We start from the raw sequence: 26,594 nt of genomic DNA, 5'->3' as shown, positions 1-26,594 counted from the left end.
AATAAAAACGACCTGCATTACATTATAAAATTATAACTTACATATATCTAATAGCTTAAAAACAAAAACTGCCCGCCGGTATATTTTCCGGCGGGCAGTATTGATATTTCTATTTGCTGAAAGACAGCAGATCAGTTTAACGGATTACATACCGTCATTCTGGCCGATGATCTCGCGCTTACCGACGTGATTGGCAGCGCCGACAAGACCTTCCTGCTCCATACGCTCCACCAGAGATGCGGCACGGTTATAACCGATCGACAGGCGGCGCTGGATATAGGATGTCGAGCATTTCTTATCCCGCAGCACCACTTTGACAGCCTTTTCGTAGAGATCATCACCGTCATCGGATGCCATATCGCTCTTGTCAAAGACCGCACTGTCATCTTCAACTGCTTCCGTGTCTTCTTCATCAGCAGTTACGGTTGCCAGATAATCAGGACGCCCCTGTTCTTTCAGGTGATTGACGACCTTTTCGACTTCCTCATCCGATACGAACGGACCATGGACGCGGACAATACGACCGCCACCGGCCATATGCAGCATATCGCCCTGACCAAGCAGTTGCTCAGCACCCTGCTCACCGAGAATGGTACGGCTGTCGATCTTCGACGTGACCTGGAAGGAAATACGGGTCGGGAAATTCGCCTTGATCGTGCCGGTGATCACATCAACAGAAGGTCGCTGTGTCGCCATGATCAGGTGAATACCGGCCGCACGCGCCATCTGCGCCAGACGCTGGATCGCACCTTCGATTTCCTTACCGGCAACCATCATCAGATCGGCCATTTCATCGACAATAACGACGATGTAAGGCATTGGCGTCAGATCCATTTCCTGTTCTTCATACAGGATTTCACCGGTCGCCTTGTCAAAACCTGCCTGAACGGTACAGGTAACAGTCTCACCTTTTTCACGCGCTGCAGCTGCACGGGCATTATAGCCGTCAATATTACGCACGCCGAGACGCGACATCTTGCGATAGCGCTCTTCCATTTCGCGCACGGTCCATTTCAGTGCCACGACGGCCTTTTTCGGATCGGTTACGACAGGAGTGAGCAGATGCGGAATACCGTCATAGATCGACAGTTCCAGCATTTTCGGATCGATCATGATCAAGCGGCATTCTTCCGGCTTCAGACGGTAGAGCAACGACAGGATCATGGTGTTGATTGCCACCGACTTACCGGAACCGGTTGTACCGGCAACCAGCAGATGCGGCATCTTTGCAAGCTCGGCAATTACAGGCTCACCGCCGATGGTTTTGCCAAGGCAGAGCGCCAAACGGCAATTGGTGCGCTCGAAAGCAGGCGATTCAATCAGCTCGCGGAAATACACGGTTTCGCGGATCGAATTCGGCAATTCAATACCGATCACATTACGCCCCGGAACCACTGCAACACGGGCAGAGAGTGCCGACATGGAGCGGGCAATATCATCAGCCAGACCAATTACGCGGGAGGATTTAACACCCGGTGCCGGTTCAAATTCATAGAGGGTGACCACAGGCCCCGGACGCACATGGATGATTTCACCACGCACACCGAAATCTTCCAGAATGCTTTCCAGCAAACCAGCGCTGCGTTCCAGCATTTCCTGCGAAATAATCGCACCGTCTTTATAAACAGGCTCCTGCAACAAAGCACGAGGCGGATATTCATAACCTTCACCGGACATTACAGTTCCGGTTTCAATCGCGGTCGGCGAGAAAATCGACAAGTTGATCGAGGCCGACGGATTGCGTGGCGCAGGAGCGGCAGCGAATGTTACCGGTGCAACAGTTGGTGCGACAGGTGCTTCTTCCTGTTCCGCCACAGTTTCCTGCACCAGATCACAATCTTCCACCACAGTTTCAGCAACTGCTTCAGCAACTATTTCGGCTGGCATTTCTGCAAGCGGCTCGGCAGCAACGGCCACAGCTTCTTCTGCTACCGGTACGGACACTGCATTCAGCGGCGGCTGCATATTCAATGCCTGTGTGGCAATTGAATAGACCGGCATCTGATAACCGGACAGGCCAAAACTAAAGGATGGCAGGAACGGATTGCTGACAGTCTGTGCAGGCTCCGCCGCAACAGCAACAGTTTCTGCAAGCTCAGCCACGGCTTCCGCAACCGGTGCCGGTGTTTCAGCTTCCATCTCAACTGCGGTTTCCACAACAGTTTCCGCTACGGTTTCAGCAATCTGTGCTTCTTCATGCGCCGGCCGCCATTCAACGGTACGGAACATGCTCAGAATTGATTTTTCTTCCGCAACGGGTGCTGCTTCCGCGACAGGCATCACGGCTACAGGTACAGGCATTTCTGCCGGTTCTGTCACTGTCTCAACAACAGCTTCCGCAGCAGGGGCAATTTCCGGCAATCCGGCAAATTCCCAGAAGGCAAAATCAGACAGATGGCTCAGCTGCAAACCGCCCTGCTCTGTCTCAGTAACCGGAGCAACAGGTTCAGCAAGCACAGGCTGCTGCGGCTCAGGCAGATGCGAAACCACAGCATTGACCACTTCGGCTTCCGGCACGATTGAGACCACCGGTGTCGGCACGGTACCGGCCAGAGGTGTCGCCGCCTCAACATGCGGCGCAACCGGAACGGCTGGCAGGCGCAAACGCGCAGCAACAATCATGCTTGAAGGCCCGCGCAAAACCGGCGCAGTACGAACAGGCTGGGCAGTCACAGGAGCGGCGGCGGCAGTCTGCATAACAGGTGTTACGACCGCTTCTTTCTGCACAGGGGCAGATGGCTGCACTTCTTCTTCCGCACCGAATTCTTCAATCAGCTTGGCACGCAAACGCTGCAATTCATTTTCAGGTGTGCGGGTAAAACGCACATTCTCGGCCAAAGCAAAAGCATTTTTCCAGACCTTTTCGCCGGAGCCGAATTGCTCACGTACAGACAAGCCCTGATAGGCCACATGCGGATTAGGCACGGTCATCGTCGGATTGGCCGGTTTCGGATGCACAGGAGCAGATACGGCCTGCGGCGCGGCAGGCACAGCTGCTGCAACAGGTTCCTGCGCAGCAGGCTGCGCGACAGCAGTCTGTTCTTCTGCCTTTGCGGATCTGTCCTGATCCATCCAATGCTTAACCGCAAAATTGTTGCTCATCTGCTTACTCCTAAGCGGGTATGACGGGGTAACGGGCACAGGGGCGGCAGTCGATGCTGCCGGTGCGACTTCTGTCACAACCGCCGGAGCATAGCTGAGAGGGGCAACGGAGATTATTTCCGCCACCTCTGATTCTGTAACGACATGTTCCGCTTGCGGCTGTGATACGGGTGCAGGAGCGCCAGAAGCAGATTGTTCCGGCCTCTGTATTTCCTGCGGCTGGGATACCGGTTCACGCATGTCAGCGGAAACCGCAAAGCGGTCAGTCGTTGCAATGGAGAAATTGGATCGGGGAATACGCATGGACCTGAAAAACCAAAAATACGCTACTGAGTTCTGTCCACAAAGTAATAAAAAATGAAGGTTAATAAGTTCCTTCCAAATCGCATTTGTGATCGGCCGAAAAAGACGAAAATCAGCCGTCTCCCTTGCGTGAAATGTTAAATTTATAAAATATTTTCAAATATATAGTGGATGAGTAACGCAGGATTTCGATGCGCAACAATATTTCTGCACTGCCTTCACACGCTTAAACCACAAGCAAAGGCGCAGCAGTCAGGCATTATGAGCCGGCCGGTATAATTTGCAGCTTCTCACGGCAGCCGATTATGGGAGAAAATACTCCGTAAAGAACGGTGCTAAGCAGAAAACAGAGCTGTTTTCTGCTTAATCACAATGAATTGCTCAAATTTTCCCTCAAATCCCTGCACATCAAAGCAATAATCCCTCTCGCAATCGCTGAACGGGTGAGCTAAGGAGACGCCAACCGGTCGGGCAACCGACTCTTTCCCGTGAAGAGCGCCCCGTTCAGGCTCATATAAAGATGGTGACAATCATGCTCTCTTATCAGCGTTATGCAGTTCTCACTTGTGTTGCGCTCCTGACCATTGCCTCTTTTATCGGGGCAGTCTTTTACAGCGAATGGCTCCTTATCATCACTGCCGTCTCAAGCTCACTGCTTGGGCTGGGCGTCTATGATATTTTTCAGTCCAAACACGCAATTCTGCGCAATTATCCGATCATCGGGCATATGCGCTTTATTCTCGAAAGTATCCGTCCGGAACTGCGCCAGTATATTATTGAAGGCGACCGCGATGAAGAACCGTTCAGCCGCGAAATCCGCGGTCTGGTTTATCAGCGCGCCAAAGGCGTTGAGGACAAACGTCCGTTCGGTACGATCGAAAATGTCTATAGTTCCGGCTATGCATGGCTGACCCATTCTGCTGTTCCTATGGTGATTAAGGATACGGATTTCCGTGTCCGTATCGGCGGCTCTGCCTGCAAACAGCCTTATGATGCCAGCCTGTATAATATTTCGGCCATGAGCTTCGGCGCGCTTTCCGCCAATGCCATTCTTGCTTTGAACAAAGGCGCGAAAATTGGTGGTTTTGCCCATGATACCGGCGAAGGCAGTATCAGCCGTTACCACCGCGAAGGCGGCGGCGATCTGATTTATCAGGTTGCGTCCGGCTATTTTGGCTGCCGTAATGATGACGGCACATTCTCACCGGAGAAATTTGCCGTTCAGGCCGCTGATCCTCAGGTCAAAATGATCGAGCTGAAAATCAGTCAGGGCGCAAAACCCGGTCATGGCGGTATGCTGCCAGCCAAGAAAATCTCACCGGAGATTGCCGAAGCACGCGGCATTCCGATGGGCAAGGATTGCATCTCACCGCCTGCCCATAATACGTTCTCCACGCCGATCGGCATGATGAAATTTATCGGCCAGCTGCGTGAACTCTCCGGCGGTAAGCCTGTGGGCTTCAAACTGTGTATCGGTCACCGCCGTGAATTCATGTCGATGGTCAAGGCCATGCTGAAAACCGGTATTTATCCTGATTTCATCGTGGTGGACGGTAAAGAAGGCGGCACCGGTGCGGCTCCGCTGGAATTTGCCAATCGCGTTGGCATGCCGATGCTTGAAGGTCTGACCTTTGTGCATAATACGCTGCGCGGTGCCGGTATCCGCCACGAGATCAAAATCGGTGCGGCCGGTAAAATCGTCTCTGCCTTTGATATTGCCCGTACTTTTGCTCTGGGCGCAGACTGGTGTAACTCGGCACGCGGCTTCATGTTTGCTGTCGGCTGCATTCAGGCACAGTCCTGTCACACCAATACCTGCCCTGTCGGGATTGCCACGCAGGATCCGTTACGTCAGCGTGCGATCGATGTCGGTGACAAGAGCAACCGTGTTGCACGTTTCCACCGCAATACGATGCATGCTCTGGGTGAGCTTGCCGGTGCGGCTGGTCTCAGCGATCCGCGTGACTTCATGCCTTATCATTTCATGTTCCGTCAAAAGGACAATGAATTCCTCGACGGCAATGAAGTCTATCCGTATCTGCCAAACGGCTTTCTGGTCTCCGGCCCTGAGATTGAAGAGCTTTCCGACTGGTACAGCCGTTGGGATCGCGCTTCTGCTGAAACTTTTGCGCCGCCGGAAATCCCGCATGGACCGTTTATGCGCCGCAAAATCGCTGCCTGATATTAAAAATCCCGCCAAACGGCGGGATTTTTTATACCGTAACGTCAGGTATCAGGATCACGCATGGTTTCTTTTTGCGTGATGAGACGGGCGCTTTGTAATCCGCTCAGATAAATCCAGAGCCAACTCCACGCGACTGCAAGTCGTGAACGCGTTCCGATCAGAAAATAGATATGGGCAAGCCCCCATATCCACCACGCCAGAATGCCTTTCAGCTTGAATTTTCCGAATTCGATAACTGCAACTTTTCGGCCGATTGTCGCCAGATTACCCTGATGACGATATGTAAAAGCTTCAGGCACAGGTGCGCCTTTCAGCATGGCACGAATGCATTTTGCAACAAAGCTGCCCTGTTGTTTGGCAGCGGGAGCAATGCCGGGCACGGATTGATCCTCCCCCCATTTGACCGAGGCCGTATCACCGATCACAAAAATTGACGGATCATCCGCAAGCCGCAAATCCTTAGTGACTACCACCCTGCCCGCACGATCCGATTCTGCTCCAAGCCATTGCGCCGCAGGCGATGCCTGCACACCGGCCGCCCAGACGATTGTGCGGCAGGCAATCGGCTCCTCACCGATTGTGATACCGCTCTCATCACAGGCTGTGACCGGCACACCGGTACGAACGGTGACACCGAGCTTTGTCAGTGCATTGCGGACATAACCGGATAGATCTTCGCTGAAGCTCGGTAAAACACGCGCTCCGGCCTCAACCAGCAGAACTTTCGCCTGACGTGTATCAATACGGCGAAACTCGCGCGGCAGCGTGTGATGGGCAAGTTCTGCAATCATACCGGCCATCTCAACACCTGTCGGCCCCGCACCGATCACAGCGAATGTCAGCAATGCTTCCCTCTTGGCCGGATCTGTCTCCAGTTCCGCCTGCTCAAAAGCCAGCAACATGCGCCTGCGAATTGTCGTTGCATCTTCCAGTGTTTTCAGACCCGGCGCAAAGGCTTCCCATTTATCTTTACCGAAATAGGCGTGGCGTGCACCCGTTGCCAGAACCAGTATGTCATAAGGCAATTCAGCACTGTTACGCAGGCGCACTGTTTTATGAACACGGTCAATACCGACAACCTCATCAAGCAAAGTTGTCACTTCCGGGCGATCACGGAAAAGATGCCGGATCGGCCATGCTATTTCAGATGTTGCAAGCACGGTGGTTGCAACCTGATAGAGCAAAGGCTGGAAAAGATGATGGTTGCGGCGATCCACCAAAGTAATGTCAATATCAGCATTATTCAGCCCGTGAACGACCTGCAGGCCTGCAAAACCCGCACCAATAACCACAAGCTTCTTTTTCATAACGCATCCCGTTCTGCATGAGATCTGTTCGGCTGAAAACATACCACCTATTTTGCCATTATGCTGCATTAACCGTGCCTAAGGCATAGCTTAATGAGCAGGAAGTTCCTAAAAGCAAGTCTGAGCAACAAGGATGGATGAAAGCAAACCAATGAATTTGAGCCTTTTTAAGAATCTATGCAAAGACGGTAAATTCAAAGAAGCACTCGCCTTGGCGACAACCGGCTACGAAGACGACAGGCTTGCCCCTACCCGCTTTTCAATGGACAAGAAAACCGGAAACCCGATCTTCTACCGGGGCAACAAGCGCGTAGAACTGAACGCCGACAATGAATGGCAAATCTCAAAGAACCTGAACTTCTGATGAAGCTCTGAGCTTAATCAGAAGGTTTTCATGTGACTGACAGCCAGTTGGTTCCCTTTCAGACAAGGCAAAACCCTTGATCGGAATATGGAGAATCAAACAGAGCATCTTTTTCAAGACATTGTTTTATAGAATAAAATGTTTTGTGATTTTTTGGTGGAGCCAAGCGGGATCGAACCGCTGACCTCTTGCATGCCATGCAAGCGCTCTCCCAGCTGAGCTATGGCCCCATTCCCGATCATGTTTTTGAAACATGCCGACCTGAGTGTCGGTTCCGGTGGTGCGAAGCAGATTGTGATCTGTTCGTGACGGCTACATAAATTGCCTTTTACGGAAGATCAAGAGCAAAAATCAAACTCTTTCAAAGTTATTCAAATTATTTGCAAATCCCGCAGCAAAACATCATTTCCGCAGTGCAAAGGCACTAAAAAGCAAAATGCCCTGCACTGGTGTCAGTGCAGGGCATTTGCAATTCAGGTTCGGAATGACCGGCGATCAGCTTTCGTCGTCGTCGCCAACACCGCCGCCACCGCCGAGAAGACCGGACATATCATCATCGTCTTCGTCTTCGTCATCTGTGGTCAGGAACGGATCATCGTCATCGCCGAGATCCACATCATCGTCATCATCCAGATCAGGAATGTCGTCGCCTTTTGCTTCATCATCCGCATCTTCCAGAGATACGAATTCCGGTGCATCCAGTGCTGTATCCAGTTCTTCGGTTTCTGTCTCTTCTTCTTCCACGCGGGTATCAACGCTGGTTTCGAAATAAGACAGCGGATAGGATTTGCCTGTATAAGGAGAAACAATCGGGTCCTTATTCAGATCATAAAATTTCTTGCCCGTTTCCGGATCGATACGTTTTGTGCCAAGTTCAGATTTTGCCACGTCAAGCCTCATAAGTTGTGCCGGCTGCGGCATCCGCACATCTCCTGAAACAAGAGATAAAACCGGAAAGCCTTTTCGGTGTTTTTTGGTGCATAAACGGATTTCGATGCCTTTGTCAAAGCTAAAGACACATGTTTTGCTGAATCATGCTGCTTTGCGGTATTTCGTGGCGAAAATACGCCGCTTTTTCCGCACAATGCCGCACAGGCTTCCGCCCGCATAAATTCCACTCAGTTTGCAGGATGACCTGCGGTTAAACCTATGCTAGACCTTTGCCACCTCGATTGACCGCGCTGTCTGAAACGCGCTTAAAGCTTAAAAAACGGCAGCATAAACTGACTGTAATATTATGTCTCACTCTCAAGTTTCCAAACCCGCAACCTCCCGTCGCTCACGTGACCTGAAGGGCGATATCCGTATTCCGGGCGATAAATCGATTTCTCACCGTTCTTTCATGTTCGGCGGCCTTGCATCGGGTGAAACCCGCATTTCCGGCCTGCTGGAAGGTGAAGATATTCTGGCCACCGGCAAAGCCATGCAGGCCATGGGCGCACAAATCCGCAAGGAAGGCGATATCTGGATCATCAACGGCACCGGCAATGGCTGCCTGCTGGAATCAGAAACCCCACTGGATTTCGGCAATGCCGGTACCGGTGTACGCCTGACCATGGGACTGGTCGGCACCTATGATATGAAAACTTCATTTCTGGGCGATGCATCCCTCACCTCGCGTCCGATGGCACGTGTGCTCAATCCGCTGCGTGAAATGGGCGTACAGGTTGAAGCCGCTGAAGGCGACCGTCTGCCGCTGACATTACGCGGCCCCCGTACAGCCAATCCGATCCGTTACCGTGTACCAATGGCCTCGGCTCAGGTGAAGTCGGCAGTTCTGCTGGCCGGTCTCAACACGCCGGGTGTGACCACGGTTATTGAACCGATCATGACCCGTGACCACACGGAAAAGATGCTGCAAGGCTTCGGCGCGGATTTGAGCGTTGAAACTGACAAGGACGGCGTCCGTCATATCCATATCACCGGTCAGAGCAAGCTCACCGGTCAGATCATTGATGTGCCGGGCGATCCGTCCTCAACCGCTTTCCCGCTGGTTGCTGCGCTGATTACCGAAGGTTCGGATATCATCATCCGCAATGTGCTGATGAACCCGACCCGTACCGGCCTGATTACCACTTTGCAGGAAATGGGTGCCCAGATCGACATTCTCGATCCGCGCCTTGCAGGCGGTGAAGATGTGGCTGACCTGCGTGTGCGTTCGTCAAAACTCACCGGCATCACTGTGCCGGTTGAACGTGCACCGTCCATGATCGACGAATATCCGGTTCTGGCTATTGCCGCCGCATTTGCGGAAGGTGAAACCATTATGGATGGTCTGGATGAATTGCGTGTCAAAGAATCAGATCGCCTTGCAGCGGTTGCCCGTGGTCTTGAAGCCAATGGCGTGGACTGCACAGAAGGTGAGATGAGCCTGAGCGTTCGCGGCAATCCGTCCGGCAAGGGTTTTGGCGGCGGCACTGTTGCCACCCATCTCGATCACCGTATTGCCATGAGTTTCCTTGTGCTTGGTCTGGCCTCTCAAAAACCGGTAACCGTTGATGATGCCACAATGATCGCAACCAGCTTCCCTGAATTCATGGATCTGATGCGTGGTTTGGGTGCAGATATCAGCATGGCCGGAGCCAAATAACCGCAATGCAGGATAAAGCTTTTATCATCGCCATTGACGGGCCTGCAGCTTCCGGAAAAGGGACGCTGGCCCGCAATCTTGCCACGCATTACGGTTTTCATCATCTGGATACCGGCCTCACCTATCGTGCAGTTGCTAAAGCCCTGATTGATCAGGGCTTACCGCTCGATGATGAGGCCATTGCTGCGCGCGCTGCACAGAAACTCGATCTCAAAGGGCTGGATCGCACTGTGCTGTCCGCCCATGAGATCGGGGAAGCAGCCTCGAAAGTGGCCGTCATGCCGGAAGTGCGTCATGCCCTTGTGGAAGCGCAGCGCAAATTCGCAGAAAACCTGCCCGGCACTGTGCTGGACGGCCGCGATATCGGCACGGTTGTCTGCCCTGATGCACCGGTGAAACTCTATATCACCGCTTCAGCGGAAGTGCGTGCAGAGCGCCGTTTTAATGAAATGCGTGCAAAAAACGCGGATGCGGATTATAATGAAGTTCTGGACGATCTGAAGCGCCGTGATGAGCGCGACATGAACCGCTCTGCTTCGCCTTTAAAACCTGCAAGCGATGCGCACTTGATCGATACCAGTAAAATGGATATAGAAGCGGCATTTCTAGAGGCTAAAAAGCTGATAGATGCTGCATTGCGCACCTGACATTGGTCTGAATTTCAGAAAAATCGTCGAATTGTGCGTCTTTTATATAAAAATTGTCTGTTTTCAGGCCATGCGCCGGATTGTTCTTTTTAAGAACGGCTTGTCTTCAGACTTTCTCGAAACACCAACCCCCGGCGCCGTATCGCGTGAATTTCACGGATACATCAGGAGTCTACATGTCAGATTTTAACCCGACACGCGAAGATTTTGAAGCTCTGCTGGCTGAGTCCTTCGCCAATAATGACCTTGCAGAAGGTTATGTTGTTAAGGGCCGTATTGTTGCCATCGAAAAAGACATGGCAATCATCGATGCAGGTCTCAAAGTTGAAGGCCGCGTGCCGCTGAAGGAATTCGGCGCTAAGGGCAAAGACGGCTCGATGAAGCCGGGCGACGAAGTAGAAGTTTACGTTGAGCGTATCGAAAACGCGCTTGGCGAAGCTGTTCTGTCGCGCGAAAAAGCTCGCCGCGAAGAAAGCTGGGTTCGCCTCGAAGAGAAATTCGGCAAAGGTGAGCGCGTTGATGGCGTTATCTTCAATCAGGTTAAGGGTGGTTTCACCGTTGATCTCGATGGTGCCGTTGCGTTCCTGCCACGTTCACAGGTTGACATTCGTCCGATCCGCGACGTGACCCCTCTGATGCACAACCCGCAGCCGTTTGAAATCCTGAAAATGGACAAGCGTCGCGGCAACATCGTTGTGTCCCGCCGTACCGTTCTGGAAGAATCCCGTGCGGAACAGCGTTCTGAAATCGTTCAGAACCTTGAAGAAGGTCAGGTTGTTGACGGCGTTGTTAAAAACATCACCGATTACGGTGCGTTCGTTGACCTCGGCGGCATCGACGGCCTGCTGCACGTTACCGACATGGCATGGCGCCGTGTAAACCATCCTTCCGAAATCCTGACCATCGGCCAGCAGGTTAAGGTTCAGATCATCCGCATCAACCAGGATACACATCGTATTTCCCTGGGCATGAAGCAGCTGGAAAATGATCCTTGGGATGGCATCGGTGCGAAATATCCGATCGGCAAAAAGATCACCGGTAACGTAACCAACATCACCGATTACGGTGCATTTGTTGAAATCGAACCAGGTATCGAAGGTCTGATCCACGTTTCCGAAATGTCCTGGACAAAGAAGAACGTACACCCGGGCAAAATCCTGTCGACCTCTCAGGAAGTCGAAGTTGTTGTGCTCGAAGTGGATCCGGTCAAGCGCCGTATTTCGCTCGGTCTCAAGCAGACCCTCGACAATCCATGGACAACCTTTGCTCAGAAATACCCAGCCAACAGCGTTGTTGAAGGCGAAGTCAAGAACAAGACCGAATTCGGCCTGTTCATTGGTCTCGACGGCGATGTAGACGGCATGGTTCACCTGTCGGATCTCGACTGGAACCGTCCGGGCGAACAGGTTATCGAAGAGTTCAACAAAGGTGACGTTGTTAAGGCAGTCGTTCTCGATGTAGACATCGAAAAAGAACGCATCTCCCTCGGCATCAAGCAGCTGACCGGCGACAGCGTTGGTGAAGCAGCTTCTTCCGGCGACCTGCGCAAAAACGCAGTTGTTTCCTGTGAAGTAACCGGCATCACCGATGGCGGCATCGAAGTTAAACTGGTTGACCACGACATCGAAAGCTTCATCAAGCGTTCGGATCTGTCCCGTGACCGTGACGAGCAGCGCCCAGAGCGTTTCTCCGTTGGCCAGAAAGTTGACGCACGCGTTATCTCCTTCGACAAGAAAACCCGCAAGCTGCAGGTTTCCATCAAGGCTCTCGAAATTGCTGAAGAAAAAGAAGCAGTTGCTCAGTACGGTTCCGCAGACAGCGGCGCATCGCTCGGCGACATTCTTGCAGCAGCAATGAAGAAGTCCGAAAACAACTAATATGGATTAAGCAGGACTTGTCCTTGTGATCTGAGTTCTGTTTCATTCCAGAGTTGAAAATCCCCCGCCGGAGCAATCCGGCGGGGGATTTTCTTATTACAACAATACAAATACAAAACAGCAATATTAAAATAACAACAAATGAAAATTATTTTATACTTTAAATAAACAATTTCACACGCGTTTTAAATTGAGTTAATATACTTATCGTACTGCAGTATTTTTATATTTTATACATTGATTTTTAAAAATAAATTTCAACGAAAGGAAACACCATGGCAAAAGGGACATTTTTAAACGTCTTGCCATATGTCTTCGAAGAAGAAGGAGGATATGTTAATCATCCGGCAGATCCGGGTGGCCACACCAATATGGGGATCACTCTGGCTACCTTATCCGCATGGATGGGAACAAAGGCATCTGCTGCCGATATCCGCAATCTCAGTCAGAAGACAGCAGCCGACATTTATAAGAAAAATTATTGGGATAAAATCGCCGGCGATGTACTGCCCGCCGGTATTGACTATGCAGTATTTGATTTTGCCATCAATTCCGGCCCTGCCCGTGCCGCAAAAGCTCTGCAGAAAATTGCCGGAACCTCTCAGGACGGGATTATCGGCGATCAGACACTCAGCGCACTCAATCTTCGCGACCCTGCCTCTGTCATCAATAATCTCTGTGACCTGCGGCAGAACTGGCTGCAAACACTCTCTGCCTTCAAAACTTTTGGCAAAGGCTGGACAGCCCGCGTCAAACGCGTACGCAACCGTTCCCTTGCTCTGGCCAATGAGGCTTCCGGCCAGTCTAAAAAAACAAAACCAAATCAGCCGCGGGAAACAAAAATTTCAATCCCGCCAATCCTCAAGAAACCAGAAACGCTGGCACCGCTCAGCGGTGCAGTCACCGGCATCACCGCTATGGCCTCCGGCAATGGCCCCGTTCAGATTGCTGTCGCGGTTATTCTGGTTGTTCTGACCATTGCTGTTCTGTGGCATTTCCTCAGCCGCAGAAAGAACTGAAAAGTGGGAATCGGCTTCGGAGAAGATATGCGAGAGAAGAAATAGAGCATTTCCAATGATTCAAGATAAACCGGAAATGCTCTGTTGCCCGCCCGTTTAAAAGCGGGCGGGCAATATGCGTTTAAGAATTTGATGCAAAAATCAGGCCACGCCCAGCAGAGCAATCAGTGACAGGCTGATTGCTCCCAAAGCCAGCAGGGAGAAGACAGCGGTCAGTGTGACGCGACCACCGGCCTTCATCACCGTACGCACATCCACGCCCAATCCCAGACCGGCCATAGCAATCACTGTCAGTGCTGTACTTGCTTCATGCAGAGGAGGCAGCACCGCTTGCGGGATCAGAGACAGGCTGCGCAGCGCCATCATTCCGAGAAAGCCGAGAATAAACCATGGCACCATCTGCGACAGCTTCGGACGGGCACCACCTGACTTCGCACCGATTACACCGATTGTCACAATAACCGGCCCCAGCATCAGCACACGCACCAGCTTGACCAATGTACCGATCTGCACACTCAATGCGGCCACAGGGGCTGTTGCAGCCAAGACCTGCGGCACCGCATAGACTGTCAGGCCTGCCAGAATACCATATTGCGCGGCAGACATATTCAGCAGCGGCACCAGCAAAGGCAGACACAAAACAACGACAACACCCAGCACAGCTGTAAAGGCAATGGACGAGGCCACATCATCACTATTTGCACCGATCACCGGCGCTGTGGCAGCGATTGCCGAGTTACCGCAGATAGAATTACCGCAAGCCACCAGCACAGCCATGCGATGCGACAGGCGCATCATCCGGCCGATTGAATAGCTGATACCAATCGACAGCATCACAACGCCGGCAATACCACCGATCAAAGCAGGCCCCGCCTGCATCACCGCTTCCGCACTGATGGATGCGCCGAGCAGCACAATCGCAATTTCCAGAACCATCTTGGATGAGAACTGGATGCCTGCATGATACCGGCCGGAAAGGCTGAACAGTGAACGCACTGCGGCGCCTATCAGAATAGCCAGCACGATTGATTCCAGCCATGCCCGCCCGAAATAGTGCGCCTCGATATATTCCAGAGCATAGGCTGCGATACTGACCAGAAGGCAGAGCATAAATCCGGGTAAAATGCGGGAGAAATTAGAACGAAGCTTGTGTGGCATGACTGCTATTCCGATAATTTTTCCAATTCTATCGCTTATTTCAACCATTCATTCCATTTGAAAATATGGTATATTTCATTCAGTAAAATCGAATGATTGAGCGCCATGACTCTTGAACAATTACGGATATTTGCGGAAGTCGCCCGTCAGCAGCACCTGACCCGAGCGGCCGAAAGCCTGCATCTGACACCATCAGCGGTCAGCGCTGCAATTAAAACGCTGGAAGAACGCTATGCGACACAACTCTTCAACCGTATCGGCAGACGTATTGAGCTGAATGAAACGGGGCGTATTTTTCTGCATGAGGCCGAGGCCGTGCTTGCCCGTGCGCAGGCTGCCGAATTGACACTAACCGAAATTACCGGCCTGCAGCGTGGCAGCCTGCATATTTATGCCAGCCAGACTACGGCCAGCTACTGGCTGCCGCCACTGCTGGCACGGTTTCATACCGCCTATCCGCAGATTGAACTGAAGCTCTCCATCGGCAATAGCGAGCAGGTGGTTGAAGCTTTACGGGAGGGACTGGCAGATGCGGGATTTATTGAAGCAGAGACTGATGACGCGCTGCTGCATAAAGAACCGGTTGCCTATGACGAACTGATTACAGTCGTCAATCCCGCACATCCGTGGGCACAGCTTGAAACTTTACCGGCAGAACAACTGAGCGAAAGCTTCTGGATTTTGCGCGAACAAGGCTCGGGCACCCGCGCCGTCTTTGAAACTTACTTGCGCGAGCAAGGCTGCGATCCGGCGGATTTACCGCTGGCGCTGGAACTGCCGTCCAACGAGGCGATCTGCTCCGCACTGACAGCAGGCAATTACGCTACTGTGTTGTCCGCCCTAGCAGCCCGCCCGCATCTGGCAGCAGGCACATTGAAACAAGTGCCATTTACGCTGCCACCACGGCAATTCTGGCTTCTGAACCACCGCGAGCGCTACCAGAGCCATGCCTTTAAAGCGCTATATAAGATGATTATCAGCGGATTGCCTTGACCAGCGCCTTATCAGGAAAACAGGTGGCAGGCTGGCCGTTCTTTGCCTGCCAGACACCGATAGAGCGACGGGTTTTAAATCCGGCCAGACCATCCGGCTTGCCGACATCATAGCCCTGCTTTTGCAGACGTTTCTGCATATCAGCGACATCGGAGCGATAAAGTCCACCGACAGCACCCCACCCTTGCTGAAAATCACCGACACCATAGCTCATCCGGTCAGAGACATGACCGATGAACAGCGCATAGAGATCGCTCATATTATAGTTTTTCAGCACGTAGAAATTCTGCGTCACAATAAATGCAGGCCCGTGACGACCGGCAGGCATCAGCAGAAAGCCCTCCTGCCCCATCTCCTGTGACGGAAACGCCTTGCCATTCACACGAGTGACACCCAGTGCCGACCAGTCTTTGAAGCTCTTACCCTGATCCGGCCCTTCCAGTGAGCAGGAGACATTTTGCGGTACATTGACCTCAAAGCCCCAGTCGCGGCCTTTCTGCCAGCCGAAATGCTGCAAATAGGCCGCAATAGAAGCCAGTGTGTCCGGCACGGAGTTCCAGATATCGCGCCGTCCGTCACCGTCATAATCGACGGCATGTTTTAAGTAAGAGGTCGGCATGAATTGCGGCTGACCGAGCGCACCCGCCCAAGAGCTTTTCAGATGTGCACTATCCATATAGCCCTTCTGCACAATTTCGAGCGCTGCCAGTAATTCCGCACGGAACATATCCTTGCGGGTTGCCATAAAGGCTTTGGTCGCAAGCACTTCAAAACCGTTGTAAGGAATTTTTACCGAGCCGAAGGCTGATTCACGTCCCCAGACAGCGACAACAATACCGGCAGGCACGCCGAAATCACGCTCGATTTTCGCCAGCAGGCTCTTATGGGCATTGAGCTTCGCCTTGCCATTACTGACAACGGAATCAACTGTGCCCTTGCGGAAATAATTGGCCGGAGAGCCGAACTCAGACTGTGTCTGCTGTTTTGGTGTTTGCGGCTTGGTGCCGGGCGGTACCAGATCAGGCAGTTTCCAGTTCAGCTGCACGCCGGATAAAGACTGATTGAACACATTACGGCTGATGCCGCGCTGTTGCGCCTGCGGCCACAGATCATTCTCCAGCCATTGCTGAAAAGCTGCATTGGTTTTGGATTGGAGTGCGGCAGAGTACGTCTGAGCCTGTGCCATTGTCGTGGTGAGAGGTACGGCTGCACCAAACAGGCTGAGCGCCACCAAAGCCTGACGGAGGAAAGTCTTCTGCATGGCTGCTCCTGTTATACAAAATCCACCTGAAACTTGGATAAAAAATCGGTAGGTCAGGTTTTATAATGTTGTTCTGGCGCGCAAAGCCGCTGCCAATGTCCCCTCGTCCAGATAATCCAGCTCGCCACCGACCGGCACACCATGAGCAAGACGGGTGATTTTCACATCCATACCGTCGAGCTGATCGGTGATATAATGCGCTGTGGTCTGCCCTTCGACCGTGGCATTGACCGCAAGAATAATCTCTTTGATCTCACCACCCGTCACACGCTCGATCAGACCTTTAATATTGAGATCATCCGGCCCCACACCATCCAGCGGTGACAGACGGCCACCCAGCACATGATAGCGCACATTCATGGTGCCAGCGCGTTCCAGCGCCCAGAGGTCGGACACGTCTTCAACAACGATCAGCGTGGAGGGATCACGGCGCGGATCTTCGCAGACTGTACAGGGATCGCTGGTATCCACGTTCCCGCAACAGGAACAGATACGCACCTTTTCAGCGGCTTCCTGCATGGCAGAGCCAAGCGGCACCAGCAATGCATCTTTTTTCTTAATCAGATGCAGCGCAGCGCGGCGTGCAGAACGGGGCCCGAGCCCCGGCACACGGGCAAGAAGCTGGATCAGGCGTTCAATTTCAGGACCGGCGATTCGTTTTGACATAGTGAAGACTTAAAACATTTAACGCCCGAATAGAATCGGGCGTTAATTTATAATCACATGATGTATGGATAATCTGTCGCCTTAAAACGGCAGTTTCATGCCCGGAGGGATTGGCAGACCGGCGGTCAGCGCCTGTGTCTTTTCAGCCATCATCGCTTCCAGTTTGGCTTTGGCATCATTATGCGCAGCGATAATCAGGTCTTCCAGAATTTCGCCTTCGCCTTCTTTGAGCAGCGACGGATCAATTTTCAGGCTAGTCAATGTACCCTTGCCAAGCAAGGTCAGGCTGACCAGACCACCGCCGGAAGTAGCGCTGACTTCCATCTGCGCGATTTCTTCCTGCATAGCCTGCATTTTGGCCTGCATTTCTTTTGCTTTGCTCAGCATCCCCATCATGTCACGCATGTGGCAGAACTCCTCGAATTACTCTTTTTCAATAAATGGTTCATAGCTTTGGTCGTTTCAACCGCAGCTATAATTAATCGTCATCATCCAAATCGCCGCTATCCACACCCGGATCCGGCATTTGCATTTCCAAATCCGTGTCGTCATCCGGTGTGGTGATACGCACGTCGATAATTTTGGCACCCGGAAATTTCGCAAGAATCGCCGCCACATCCGGATCAGCGCGGGCATCTGTCACCAGCTCCTCGCGTCGTGCGGTTTCAACTTCAGCCACGGTCTGGCCGCCACCATCACGGGCAACCGAAACCATCCAACGTTCACCCGTCCAGTCCAGCAGGCGCTGCGCCATATCCGTGGCCAGTGTTTTCGGCGCATGTTCGGTCAGCGCAATTTCCATACGGTTCTGACCGATGGAAACCAGACGTACAAAATTCTTGACCAACACTTTGAACTGCAGATCACGCTTATTGCCTGCCAGATTGACGATGTCATTCAGGTCGCGGATGCGCACTGCTTGCGGAGCAGGTTCTGCTTTTGGCTGGACAATGGCTTGCGGCTGCATCACCGGCTGTGCAGTTGGCTCTGCCAATCGAAGAGCGGCGCCACCATTATTTTGACGCTGCACCATCTGGCCGGAAACCGCATCAGCGGAAGCATAAGCAGTAGTCCCACCACCGGAGCCATTACCACCGCCGCCTTGCGGAGCCGATGGCGCAGAACTACCGCCAACCTGACCATTGGCAATGGCTTTCAGCGCCTCATCCAGTGTCGGCAGATCAGCAGAATGCGCCAAACGGATCAGCAGCATTTCTGCAGCCTGTACCGGACGGGATGAGGTCTCCACCTCATGAATACCTTTGAGCAACATCTGCCAGCAACGCGACAAAGCGCGGATCGACAATGTTTTGGCAAATTCAGCACCGCGCACGCGCTCATCTTCCGACAGCGACATATCCTGTGCCACCTCCGGTGTGAAACGCAGACGGGTGACCAGATGGTTGAAATCCGCCAGATCGCTCAGCACAACGGAAGGATCAGCACCCACATCATATTGCGCGCGGAATTCTTTCAAAACGCCTGCCACATCACCGCGCATCAGCATTTCAAACAGGTCGATAATGCGCGCACGGTCAGCAAGGCCGAGCATTTCACGCACAGTCTGGCTATCAACTGTGCCGTTGCCATGGGCAATCGCCTGATCGAGAATCGACAGACTGTCACGCGCAGAACCTTCACCGGCACGGGCAATCATCGCCAGCGCCGTGTCATCAGCCTGCACATTTTCAAGGCCGGTGATTTTGCGCAACAGGCTGGTCAATGTGCCGGATTCAATACGGCGCAGGTCAAAACGCTGACAGCGCGACAGCACCGTAATCGGTACTTTGCGGATTTCTGTGGTCGCAAAAATAAACTTCACATGCGGCGGCGGCTCTTCCAATGTCTTCAGCAGGCCGTTGAAGGCCTGATTGGAGAGCATGTGCACCTCATCGATGATATAGACTTTGTAACGGGCAGAAACCGGACGGTAACGCACCTGTTCAATAATCTCACGAATATCATCAATACCGGTATGCGAGGCAGCATCCATCTCGATCACATCGACATGGCGGCCTTCCATAATCGCCTGACAGTGCTCCCCCAGTTCTGTGAGATGCACACTCGGTTGATCAATCGTATCGGTTTTATAATTCAGGCCGCGCGCCAGAATACGCGCCGTTGTGGTCTTACCCACCCCGCGCACACCGGTCAGCATCCATGCCTGAGCAATGCGTCCTGCTTCAAAAGCATTGGTCAGGGTGCGCACCATCGGCTCCTGACCATAAAGATCATCAAAATTCTGCGGGCGGTATTTACGGGCGAGAACGCGATAAGCATTATCTGCCGGTTTATTATCCATGGATTTCGCGCGCTCCTTCAGATCCCGTCTTTAAAGCATTTCCAGCAAAAGTGGGAACCGGTTTTGCTTGAGGCAAATGCGTAAAACAATAATTAGAGCGGTTCCAACAGTTCATCACAACTGGAACTGCTCTAAGCTTCACTGCTGTAGCACAGATCATCAGCCGATTGAAAACAGAAAGCGGTCTCTCGGAAAACTTAGCTTTTCCGTGCACAACAATCTGATTTTCAGGGGAGAAAAAGGTGGGAGGCTGGCACGATGACCCGTGCCGAGCTCGTTAGGGCTGCTTCCTTCCGGACCTGACCCGGTTGGCGAGTGGTACGTCCACCACCAACCTCCCGCGCTTCATATCGGAAATTTGAACACAAAATGCAAGGCTCAAATAAGCTGAGATAAAAAAATATAGATTATTTTCATGCATTTTATGTTTGAATAGTTCCAGACTAGCCGCAAAAACTGCCGGACAAGAACAATATCCCTCACAAAGGCACCGCATCATGCCAGATTTCGCCCTCGATCAACGCCTGCAAAATGACAGCTTTCCTATCGGCCCGCTTGGCCTGTGCCAGCTTTTACTGATGAATGACAAGCGTTGGCCATGGCTGATCCTTGTGCCGCAACGCGCGGATATGTCTGAAATTCACGAGCTGACCCCGCTCGATCAGACCATGCTCAGCTTTGAAACCTCTATGGTTGCCGAAGCCATGAAAACAGCGACCGGCTGCGAGAAAATCAACAGTGGTGCGCTCGGCAATATTGTGCGCCAGCTGCATATTCACATTGTTGCACGCAACAGCGGTGATGCGGCATGGCCGGGTCCGGTCTGGGGACATGGCACACGTGAACCTTATACGGACGAAGAAGCAAGCAAGCTCATCAGTGATTTGCGCAACCGTCTTTCTGCCTGATTTTGGCTGCCTGAGTTTATTACATGACAGATAACAGCTATGGTCTTGGCTTTGCCGGCAGGACACTTGACCCGCAGGCCGAGAAACGGGACGAAACAAGTTTAGCCAAAGCATTGGCTGATCCGGATGCGCAATTTCTGCTTTTTGCCGGCAATAAGATTATTTTGAAGCAGGACGCACCGGAACAGCGTGCCTTGTTCAGCCATGCGGAGCGACGCGCCCTGCAAAATGGTGCGGATTTATCTGCCGGTGACAATCTGATTTTGCTGGGTGAAGCAGAGGGCATTGCCTATTTTGCACTCGACACCGGACTGGACGTGGAGGCACTTCCTGCGCCTTATGAAGCCTCGGAATATCGCGCACTCTACACGCATCATCTTTTGCCACCTGCGCTGAGCGGTATGGTTGCGCAAGGCGCAGCGCTACTTGCTTGGCACCGGACACATCGCTTTTGCGGGCGGTGCGGCAACCGGACAGAAATGCGCATCGGCGGCTTCAAACGGGTGTGCACTTCCTGCAATGCCGAGCATTTTCCACGTACCGATCCGGTGGTGATTATGCTTGTCACCCGTAAAACAGACAATGGCGACGCTTGTCTGCTTGCGCGAAGCCCGCATTTTGCTCCGCTGACCTATTCCTGCCTTGCCGGTTTTGTGGAGCCGGGTGAGACGATTGAAAATGCTGTCCGGCGTGAAGTGCGCGAAGAATCAGGCCTGCCCGTCGGACAGGTCACTTATCATGCCAGCCAGCCATGGCCGTTTCCCTATTCCCTGATGATCGGCTGTTTTGCGCAAGGCTTGTCCGATCAGATCACGCTCGACTATGAGGAGCTGGAAGACGGACGCTGGTTTACCCGCGATGAGGCAAGAGCAATGCTGGATAATGTCCATGCTCAAGGCTTACGCACACCACCTGCCGGTGCCATCGCCAGCGCCCTGATCCGTCATTGGGTAGAGTGTTCAGACAAATAAAAAAGCGCCGGATCACTCCGGCGCTTTTTTCAAACTGAGTAAGGCGACTTTATTCCGCAGCAAGCAGTTGCTTGGGCTTACTCAGCTGCAAGCAGTTGCTTGCGGTTTTCACTGCCCGGATAAACACCGACAATACGCACTTCCTTGGTGAAGAAAGCCAGTTCTTCCAGTGCCAGCTGCACGGAGCGGTCATCCGGATGGCCTTCAATATCCGCATAGAACTGCGTGGCCATGAAAGTGCCGCCGATCTGGTAGCTTTCCAGCTTGGTCATGTTGATGCCATTGGTCGCAAAACCGCCCATCGCCTTATAAAGCGCTGCCGGAACGTTGCGCACGCGGAATACAAAAGTCGTCACCATCAGCTCGTCCGGTGACTTGCGCGGTGCCCATTGCTCTTGTTTGGACAGCACAACAAAGCGCGTAATGTTGTTTTCCGCGTCTTCGACATTATGCTGCAGGATTTCCAGCCCGTAGAGTTCTGCGGCCAGCAATGGTGCTAAGGCCGCCTTGCTCTTATCGCCCAGATCCGCCACCTGACGGGCAGCGCCTGCGGTATCACCGGCAATCACCGGTTTCCAGCCATTGCCGCGAATGATTTTACGGCATTGTCCCAGCGCATGAATATGGCTGTGAACGCTTTTGATATCTTCCACTTTGGTGCCCGGCAGCACCATCAGCTGGAAATGGATCGGCAGGAAATATTCGCCGATAATATGCAGGCGTGATTCCGGCAAAAGATGATGAATATCCGCAACACGTCCGGCCAGCGTATTCTCAATCGGAATCATCGCCAGATCGGCTTCGCCATTTTCAACGGCATTAAATGCATCTTCAAAAGTCGCACATGGCAGCGGCTCCATCGTCGGAAACATATTGCGGCAGGCCGTATCGGAATTTGCTCCCGGTTCACCCTGAAACGATATTTTATTGGTCTTCGCTGCCATTTTGGTGCCTTTGACTATTTATAAAATGCTTCTCTGTTTTCCCTGAATTTCAGCGGGACAGAAACTGACGCGCCTTTTCCAGATCTTCCGGTGTATCCACACCGAGCGGGAAGGATTGAACCACTTCCACATCGATTCGCATACCCGCTTCCAGAGCCCGCAGCTGTTCCAGTTTTTCACGCAATTCCAGAACCGAAGGCCCGAGCGCGACAAATTTTTCCAGTGCCGCACGGCGATAGGCATAAAGACCGATATGATGGTAAAGCGGGCCATCGCCATAAGGCGCAGTGGCGCGGGTAAAATAAAGCGCGCGCAATTTATTGGCACCGGTCAGCGGCGAGCCGACGATCTTCACCACATTCGGATTAGTCTTTTCCTTCTCGTCAGCGATCACAACGCCAAGGGTGGCGATATCCGCAGGTCCGTCAATCAGCGGCTGCAAAGCGGTTTTAATCAGCGCCGGATCAATCACTGGCAGGTCACCCTGAACATTGATTACCGCGTCAAATTCTTTATTCGGATCAATAGTTTGCAAGGCTTCATAAATTCTGTCCGAACCGGATTCATGATCGCTGCGTGTCATAACTGCTTCAAGCCCGTGCGCCTCGACAGCCGCTTTAATCTCTGCACTATCCGTTGCAACAACTACGCGTCCCAGACCGGATGCGACTGCACGCTCGGCCACATGCACGATCATCGGCTTTCCGGCAATGTCGGCCAGCGGCTTACCCGGAAGACGGGTTGAGGCCATGCGGGCGGGGATCAGGATCAGCGATTTAAACGGCTTAGACATGGCTATTCATCCGAAAGTGTCAAAAAGTCACGGGTACTGCAGTTCTTATAGGTGTTGCCAGCGCCAAGTAAAAGACCTAGTTTCCGGCGAAAGTCAGCAATGGAGGGCAACCCTCCCCTAAGACGTATCAATAATTACCGCCAAGCTAAAGGCGTTGGGGAAGAGGAGCGCTAGCGGCCACATGGAATCGTCTCAGTCCAACAAGTTTATCATGGCCTTTCTGGCCACAGTTTTTGTTGTAATGACTATTGGTATTTCATCCGATGCGATTTTCTCGACCTCGCATCCTGAAAAAGCCGGTTATGAAATTGCAGCTGCAGAAGGCGGCGCACCGGCAGCCGGTGGCAAGGAAGCAGCTGTTGCTGTTCCGATTGCAACCTTGCTGGCATCAGCTGATCCTGCACGCGGTGCAACAGTGTTCAAACGCTGTGCAGCCTGCCATACGAGTGAAAAAGGCGGCGCGAACAAAGTCGGTCCGCATCTCTGGGATGTTGTAAACCGTCCGATGGCGACCGTTGAAGGTTTCAGCTATTCCGCAGCCATGAAAGAATTTTCACAGGGCGGCAAAGAAGTCTGGGATTATGAGCATCTCAATAAGTTCCTGACCTCGCCTAAAGGCTATATCAAAGGCACAGCTATGGGCTTTGCCGGCGACAAAAAAGACAATGAACGCGCTGATCTGATTGCTTATCTGCGCTCGCTGTCTGACAATCCTGCGCCGCTGCCTGCACCGGAAGCTGCCGCACCTGCTGAAGCACCAAAACCGGCAGAAGAAAAGCCTGCTGAAGCTCCGGCTGCACCGGCAACAGAAACTCCGGCACCTGCCGCACCGGAAGCACCGGCAACGCAGCCCGCCAACTGATCTTAAGATCATTTGAATATTATCAAGCCGGGCTTAATGCCCGGCTTTTATTTTGAAGGAAAATGTCTCATGTCTGATGAACCAATTGTACGCGACAGCAACGGCACCCAGTTGCAGGACGGTGACTCTGTCACCCTCATCAAAGACCTCAAAGTCAAAGGCACATCTGAAACTATCAAGCGTGGCACCTTGGTGAAAAATGTCCGCCTCAACGGCCGTGACGGTGAAGTTGAATGCAACACCAAACAGGTCAAAGGTCTGGTTCTGAAAACCGAATTCGTCAAAAAAGCCTGATTATTACAAAGATTTAATCCGCCACTTCCGATTTTTGCTCTGCTTCTGCCCGCTTTCCCTTTTAATTCATACAGGGATCATTAAAGTGGAAGCTTATTCTTGTGAGCAAACTATCGGGTGGCGGAATGAAAACAGCATTGCGGATTATGCTTCTTGCAGGTTTGGGGCTGTATAGCAGCCTCGCTTCCGCTCAGGATTTGCCATGGCGCCATGCCAACAGCCTGACAGGTGAGCCTAAATATGCCGCAGGCTTTAAACATTACGACTACGTCAATCCTGATGCACCTAAAGGCGGTACGCTCAATCAGGTTGCTGTCGGTTCATTTGATACGCTGAACCCCTATGTGGTGCAGGGTGTTGCGGCTGCCGGTCTCGCCAATTTCGGCGGCGGTATGCTTTATGACACGCTGATGGATCAGTCGATGGATCAGAGCTCGACATCCTACGGGATGATTGCCGAAGCCATGCAATATCCGGATGATTTTTCCTGGGTAAAATTCCGCATCAATCCGAAAGCCGCATGGCATGACAAGACCCCGATTACTGTGGAAGATGTGATCTGGTCTTTCGAGACGCTGAAAAAACAATCCCCGCTCTATAACCGCTATTATGCGGACGTCGTGAAAGCCGAGAAAACCGGCGACAATGAAGTCACCTTCACCTTTGACAAGAGCGGTAACCGCGAATTGCCGAACATTATGGGTGATCTCGTCGTGCTGCCGAAACATTGGTGGCAAGGCAAAGATAAAAACGGCAAGCAGCGTGATATCAGCCGCTCCACTCTCGAAATTCCGCTCGGCTCCGGCGCCTATAAAATCGCTTCCGTTAATCCGGGTAAATCCATCATCTGGCAACGCGCAGAGGATTACTGGGGTAAAGACCAGCCGACCCAGATCGGACGCAGTAATTTCGATCAGGTCAAATACGAATATTTTCTGAACAATGACGCGACATGGGAAGCCTTCAAAAAAGGCGGCATCTATGATTTCCGTCTGGAAAACATAGCTCAGCGCTGGAAAGAACAATATAATTTTCCGGCTGTGGAGCGCGGCGATGTTATCAAAGCCAGTTTCCCGTTTCATGCAGCAGGACGTATGCAGGGCGCGTTTCTGAATACCCGCAAAGCCAAATTTCAGGATGTACGGGTTCGTGAAGCACTGAACTGGGTGTTTGATTTTGAAAGCATGAACCGTCTGCTGTTTTTCAATCAGTATAAGCGGATTGAAAGCTATTTTGCCGGTATTGATCTGGCCTCATCCGGTCTGCCTTCCCCTGAGGAGCTGAAAATTCTGGAAACCGTGCGCGGAGAAATTCCGGATGCTGTTTTCACCAAGCCGTATAAGCTACCGGTCTTCGACACACCGCAGGCCATGCGTACCAATCTGCGCCATGCCATTGACCTGTTTGCACAAGCCGGCTGGGTGGTGAAGGACGGCAAGCTCACCAATGACAAAGGCGAGGTGTTTACTCTCGAATTCCTGACCAATAATCCGAACGAAGAGCGCGTTGTAAATCCGTATATCAACAATCTGCGCCGCGTCGGCATCAATGCGTCACTGCGCGTTGTTGATGATGCGCAATATCAGGCACGGGTGAATGACTTCGATTACGATATTATCACCACGGTTGTGGCGCAGAGCCAGTCACCCGGCAATGAACAGCGGGAGATGTGGAGCACCCAGTCTGCCGATCTGAAGGGCAGCAAAAACTATGCCGGCATCAAAAATCCGGCCATCGACAAGCTGATCGACCGCGTTGTCTATGCCAAAGATCACGACGAGCTGGTGGCTGCCACCCGCGCGCTCGACCGCGTGCTGCTGTGGAATTATTACACCGTGCCGCAATGGTATTCCGATACGATCAATGTTGCCTATTGGAACAAGTTCGGCCTTCCGGACAAGCAGCCTGATTATGCCGGGATTGATCCGTTTTCCTGGTGGGTAAAGCCTAAACCATAAAATGGCTCACTCTGATTTTGTCCTGTATTTTGGTGTATAATTTTATACCCGATACAAGACCGGATCACAGCTGCAAAGCGGGAGAAAAAT

Annotated in this window: 22 protein-coding genes, 1 tRNA gene and 1 other RNA gene; 12 read left to right on the top strand and 12 right to left on the bottom strand. The window is 52.3% G+C overall.

The window, feature by feature from the left end; translation table 11 throughout:
• Positions 1-144 precede the first annotated feature (144 nt).
• Positions 145-3,405, bottom strand: coding sequence for a DNA translocase FtsK (locus LDL70_RS00180; protein WP_225685800.1), 3,261 nt, complete (start codon positions 3,403-3,405; stop codon positions 145-147).
• A gap of 520 nt (positions 3,406-3,925) precedes the next feature.
• Between LDL70_RS00180 and LDL70_RS00175 the strand changes: the two genes are divergently transcribed.
• Complete coding sequence (locus tag LDL70_RS00175) at positions 3,926-5,587, top strand: FMN-binding glutamate synthase family protein (RefSeq protein WP_022710238.1); 1,662 nt, start codon at positions 3,926-3,928, stop codon at positions 5,585-5,587.
• A gap of 44 nt (positions 5,588-5,631) precedes the next feature.
• On the opposite strand, the gene LDL70_RS00170 is transcribed toward LDL70_RS00175, so the two are convergent.
• Positions 5,632-6,897, bottom strand: a complete 1,266-nt coding sequence (locus tag LDL70_RS00170; RefSeq protein WP_225685798.1) for an NAD(P)/FAD-dependent oxidoreductase — start codon at positions 6,895-6,897, stop codon at positions 5,632-5,634.
• Between the two features lie 151 nt (positions 6,898-7,048).
• Between LDL70_RS00170 and LDL70_RS00165 the strand changes: the two genes are divergently transcribed.
• A complete protein-coding gene (locus LDL70_RS00165) occupies positions 7,049-7,261 on the top strand; it encodes a hypothetical protein (protein ID WP_028233464.1) in 213 nt (70 codons plus the stop codon).
• Between the two features lie 154 nt (positions 7,262-7,415).
• On the opposite strand, the gene LDL70_RS00160 is transcribed toward LDL70_RS00165, so the two are convergent.
• A tRNA-Ala gene (locus LDL70_RS00160) sits at positions 7,416-7,491 on the bottom strand.
• Positions 7,492-7,756: 265 nt separating this feature from the next.
• Positions 7,757-8,149: a TIGR02300 family protein gene (locus LDL70_RS00155; protein WP_028233465.1), complete on the bottom strand. Its 393-nt coding sequence runs from the start codon at positions 8,147-8,149 to the stop codon at positions 7,757-7,759.
• Positions 8,150-8,498: 349 nt separating this feature from the next.
• On the opposite strand from LDL70_RS00155, the gene aroA reads away from it, so the two are divergent.
• The 4 genes from aroA (at position 8,499) to LDL70_RS00135 (ending at position 13,394) form a co-directional block, all read left to right on the top strand.
• The gene (gene aroA, locus LDL70_RS00150) at positions 8,499-9,851 is read left to right on the top strand and encodes a 3-phosphoshikimate 1-carboxyvinyltransferase (protein WP_225685796.1); all 1,353 of its coding nucleotides are present in this window, start codon (positions 8,499-8,501) and stop codon (positions 9,849-9,851) included.
• A 5-nt stretch (positions 9,852-9,856) separates the two neighbouring features.
• A complete protein-coding gene (gene cmk, locus LDL70_RS00145) occupies positions 9,857-10,498 on the top strand; it encodes a (d)CMP kinase (protein WP_225685794.1) in 642 nt (213 codons plus the stop codon).
• 176 nt (positions 10,499-10,674) lie between these two features.
• Positions 10,675-12,375 (top strand): 30S ribosomal protein S1, encoded by a 1,701-nt coding sequence (gene rpsA, locus LDL70_RS00140; protein WP_022710244.1) that lies wholly within the window; start codon positions 10,675-10,677, stop codon positions 12,373-12,375.
• Positions 12,376-12,650: 275 nt separating this feature from the next.
• Positions 12,651-13,394 (top strand): glycoside hydrolase family 108 protein, encoded by a 744-nt coding sequence (locus LDL70_RS00135; protein ID WP_225685785.1) that lies wholly within the window; start codon positions 12,651-12,653, stop codon positions 13,392-13,394.
• A gap of 141 nt (positions 13,395-13,535) precedes the next feature.
• Here the strand turns inward: LDL70_RS00135 and LDL70_RS00130 are convergent, their stop codons facing one another.
• Positions 13,536-14,552: a YeiH family protein gene (locus tag LDL70_RS00130; protein ID WP_225685783.1), complete on the bottom strand. Its 1,017-nt coding sequence runs from the start codon at positions 14,550-14,552 to the stop codon at positions 13,536-13,538.
• 105 nt (positions 14,553-14,657) lie between these two features.
• Here LDL70_RS00130 and LDL70_RS00125 point away from each other — a divergent pair, with 105 nt between their 5' ends.
• Positions 14,658-15,545 (top strand): LysR substrate-binding domain-containing protein, encoded by an 888-nt coding sequence (locus LDL70_RS00125; protein WP_225685781.1) that lies wholly within the window; start codon positions 14,658-14,660, stop codon positions 15,543-15,545.
• Here the strand turns inward: LDL70_RS00125 and LDL70_RS00120 are convergent.
• From LDL70_RS00120 to ffs, 5 genes are all read right to left on the bottom strand, one after another.
• Positions 15,529-16,806, bottom strand: a complete 1,278-nt coding sequence (locus LDL70_RS00120; RefSeq protein ID WP_225685772.1) for a lytic murein transglycosylase — start codon at positions 16,804-16,806, stop codon at positions 15,529-15,531. The genes LDL70_RS00125 and LDL70_RS00120 overlap by 17 nt on opposite strands.
• Before the next feature lie 60 nt (positions 16,807-16,866).
• On the bottom strand, positions 16,867-17,472 hold the full coding sequence (gene recR / locus LDL70_RS00115; RefSeq protein ID WP_075654014.1) for a recombination mediator RecR: 606 nt from the start codon (positions 17,470-17,472) through the stop codon (positions 16,867-16,869).
• Positions 17,473-17,553: 81 nt separating this feature from the next.
• Positions 17,554-17,877, bottom strand: a complete 324-nt coding sequence (locus tag LDL70_RS00110) for a YbaB/EbfC family nucleoid-associated protein (RefSeq protein ID WP_022711615.1) — start codon at positions 17,875-17,877, stop codon at positions 17,554-17,556.
• Between the two features lie 73 nt (positions 17,878-17,950).
• Complete coding sequence (locus tag LDL70_RS00105; RefSeq protein ID WP_225685770.1) at positions 17,951-19,774, bottom strand: DNA polymerase III subunit gamma/tau; 1,824 nt, start codon at positions 19,772-19,774, stop codon at positions 17,951-17,953.
• A 242-nt stretch (positions 19,775-20,016) separates the two neighbouring features.
• Positions 20,017-20,113, bottom strand: an RNA gene (gene ffs, locus LDL70_RS00100) — signal recognition particle sRNA small type.
• A 158-nt stretch (positions 20,114-20,271) separates the two neighbouring features.
• Here ffs and LDL70_RS00095 point away from each other — a divergent pair.
• Both LDL70_RS00095 and nudC read left to right on the top strand, forming a co-directional pair.
• Positions 20,272-20,682: an HIT domain-containing protein gene (locus LDL70_RS00095; RefSeq protein ID WP_225685768.1), complete on the top strand. Its 411-nt coding sequence runs from the start codon at positions 20,272-20,274 to the stop codon at positions 20,680-20,682.
• A gap of 23 nt (positions 20,683-20,705) precedes the next feature.
• Complete coding sequence (gene nudC, locus LDL70_RS00090; protein ID WP_225685766.1) at positions 20,706-21,653, top strand: NAD(+) diphosphatase; 948 nt, start codon at positions 20,706-20,708, stop codon at positions 21,651-21,653.
• 77 nt (positions 21,654-21,730) lie between these two features.
• Here nudC and LDL70_RS00085 read toward each other — a convergent pair whose 3' ends face one another.
• Both LDL70_RS00085 and LDL70_RS00080 read right to left on the bottom strand, forming a co-directional pair.
• Positions 21,731-22,597 carry a prephenate dehydratase gene (locus LDL70_RS00085; protein WP_225685758.1) on the bottom strand — a complete coding sequence of 289 codons (867 nt, stop codon included), beginning with the start codon at positions 22,595-22,597 and terminating at the stop codon, positions 21,731-21,733.
• Between the two features lie 49 nt (positions 22,598-22,646).
• Positions 22,647-23,390: a 3-deoxy-manno-octulosonate cytidylyltransferase gene (locus LDL70_RS00080; protein ID WP_225685756.1), complete on the bottom strand. Its 744-nt coding sequence runs from the start codon at positions 23,388-23,390 to the stop codon at positions 22,647-22,649.
• A gap of 181 nt (positions 23,391-23,571) precedes the next feature.
• On the opposite strand from LDL70_RS00080, the gene LDL70_RS00075 reads away from it, so the two are divergent.
• From LDL70_RS00075 to LDL70_RS00065, 3 genes are all read left to right on the top strand, one after another.
• On the top strand, positions 23,572-24,252 hold the full coding sequence (locus LDL70_RS00075; RefSeq protein ID WP_116088717.1) for a cytochrome c family protein: 681 nt from the start codon (positions 23,572-23,574) through the stop codon (positions 24,250-24,252).
• 69 nt (positions 24,253-24,321) lie between these two features.
• On the top strand, positions 24,322-24,546 hold the full coding sequence (locus LDL70_RS00070) for an alkylphosphonate utilization protein (RefSeq protein ID WP_028233806.1): 225 nt from the start codon (positions 24,322-24,324) through the stop codon (positions 24,544-24,546).
• A 146-nt stretch (positions 24,547-24,692) separates the two neighbouring features.
• Positions 24,693-26,504 (top strand): extracellular solute-binding protein, encoded by a 1,812-nt coding sequence (locus LDL70_RS00065; RefSeq protein ID WP_370637846.1) that lies wholly within the window; start codon positions 24,693-24,695, stop codon positions 26,502-26,504.
• Positions 26,505-26,594: the final 90 nt, after the last annotated feature.

The sequence above is a fragment of the Pseudochrobactrum sp. XF203 genome (genome assembly GCF_020341615.1).
In the GTDB taxonomy this organism is placed as follows: domain Bacteria; phylum Pseudomonadota; class Alphaproteobacteria; order Rhizobiales; family Rhizobiaceae; genus Pseudochrobactrum; species Pseudochrobactrum saccharolyticum.
This window is presented reverse-complemented; position numbering and strand designations above follow the sequence as displayed.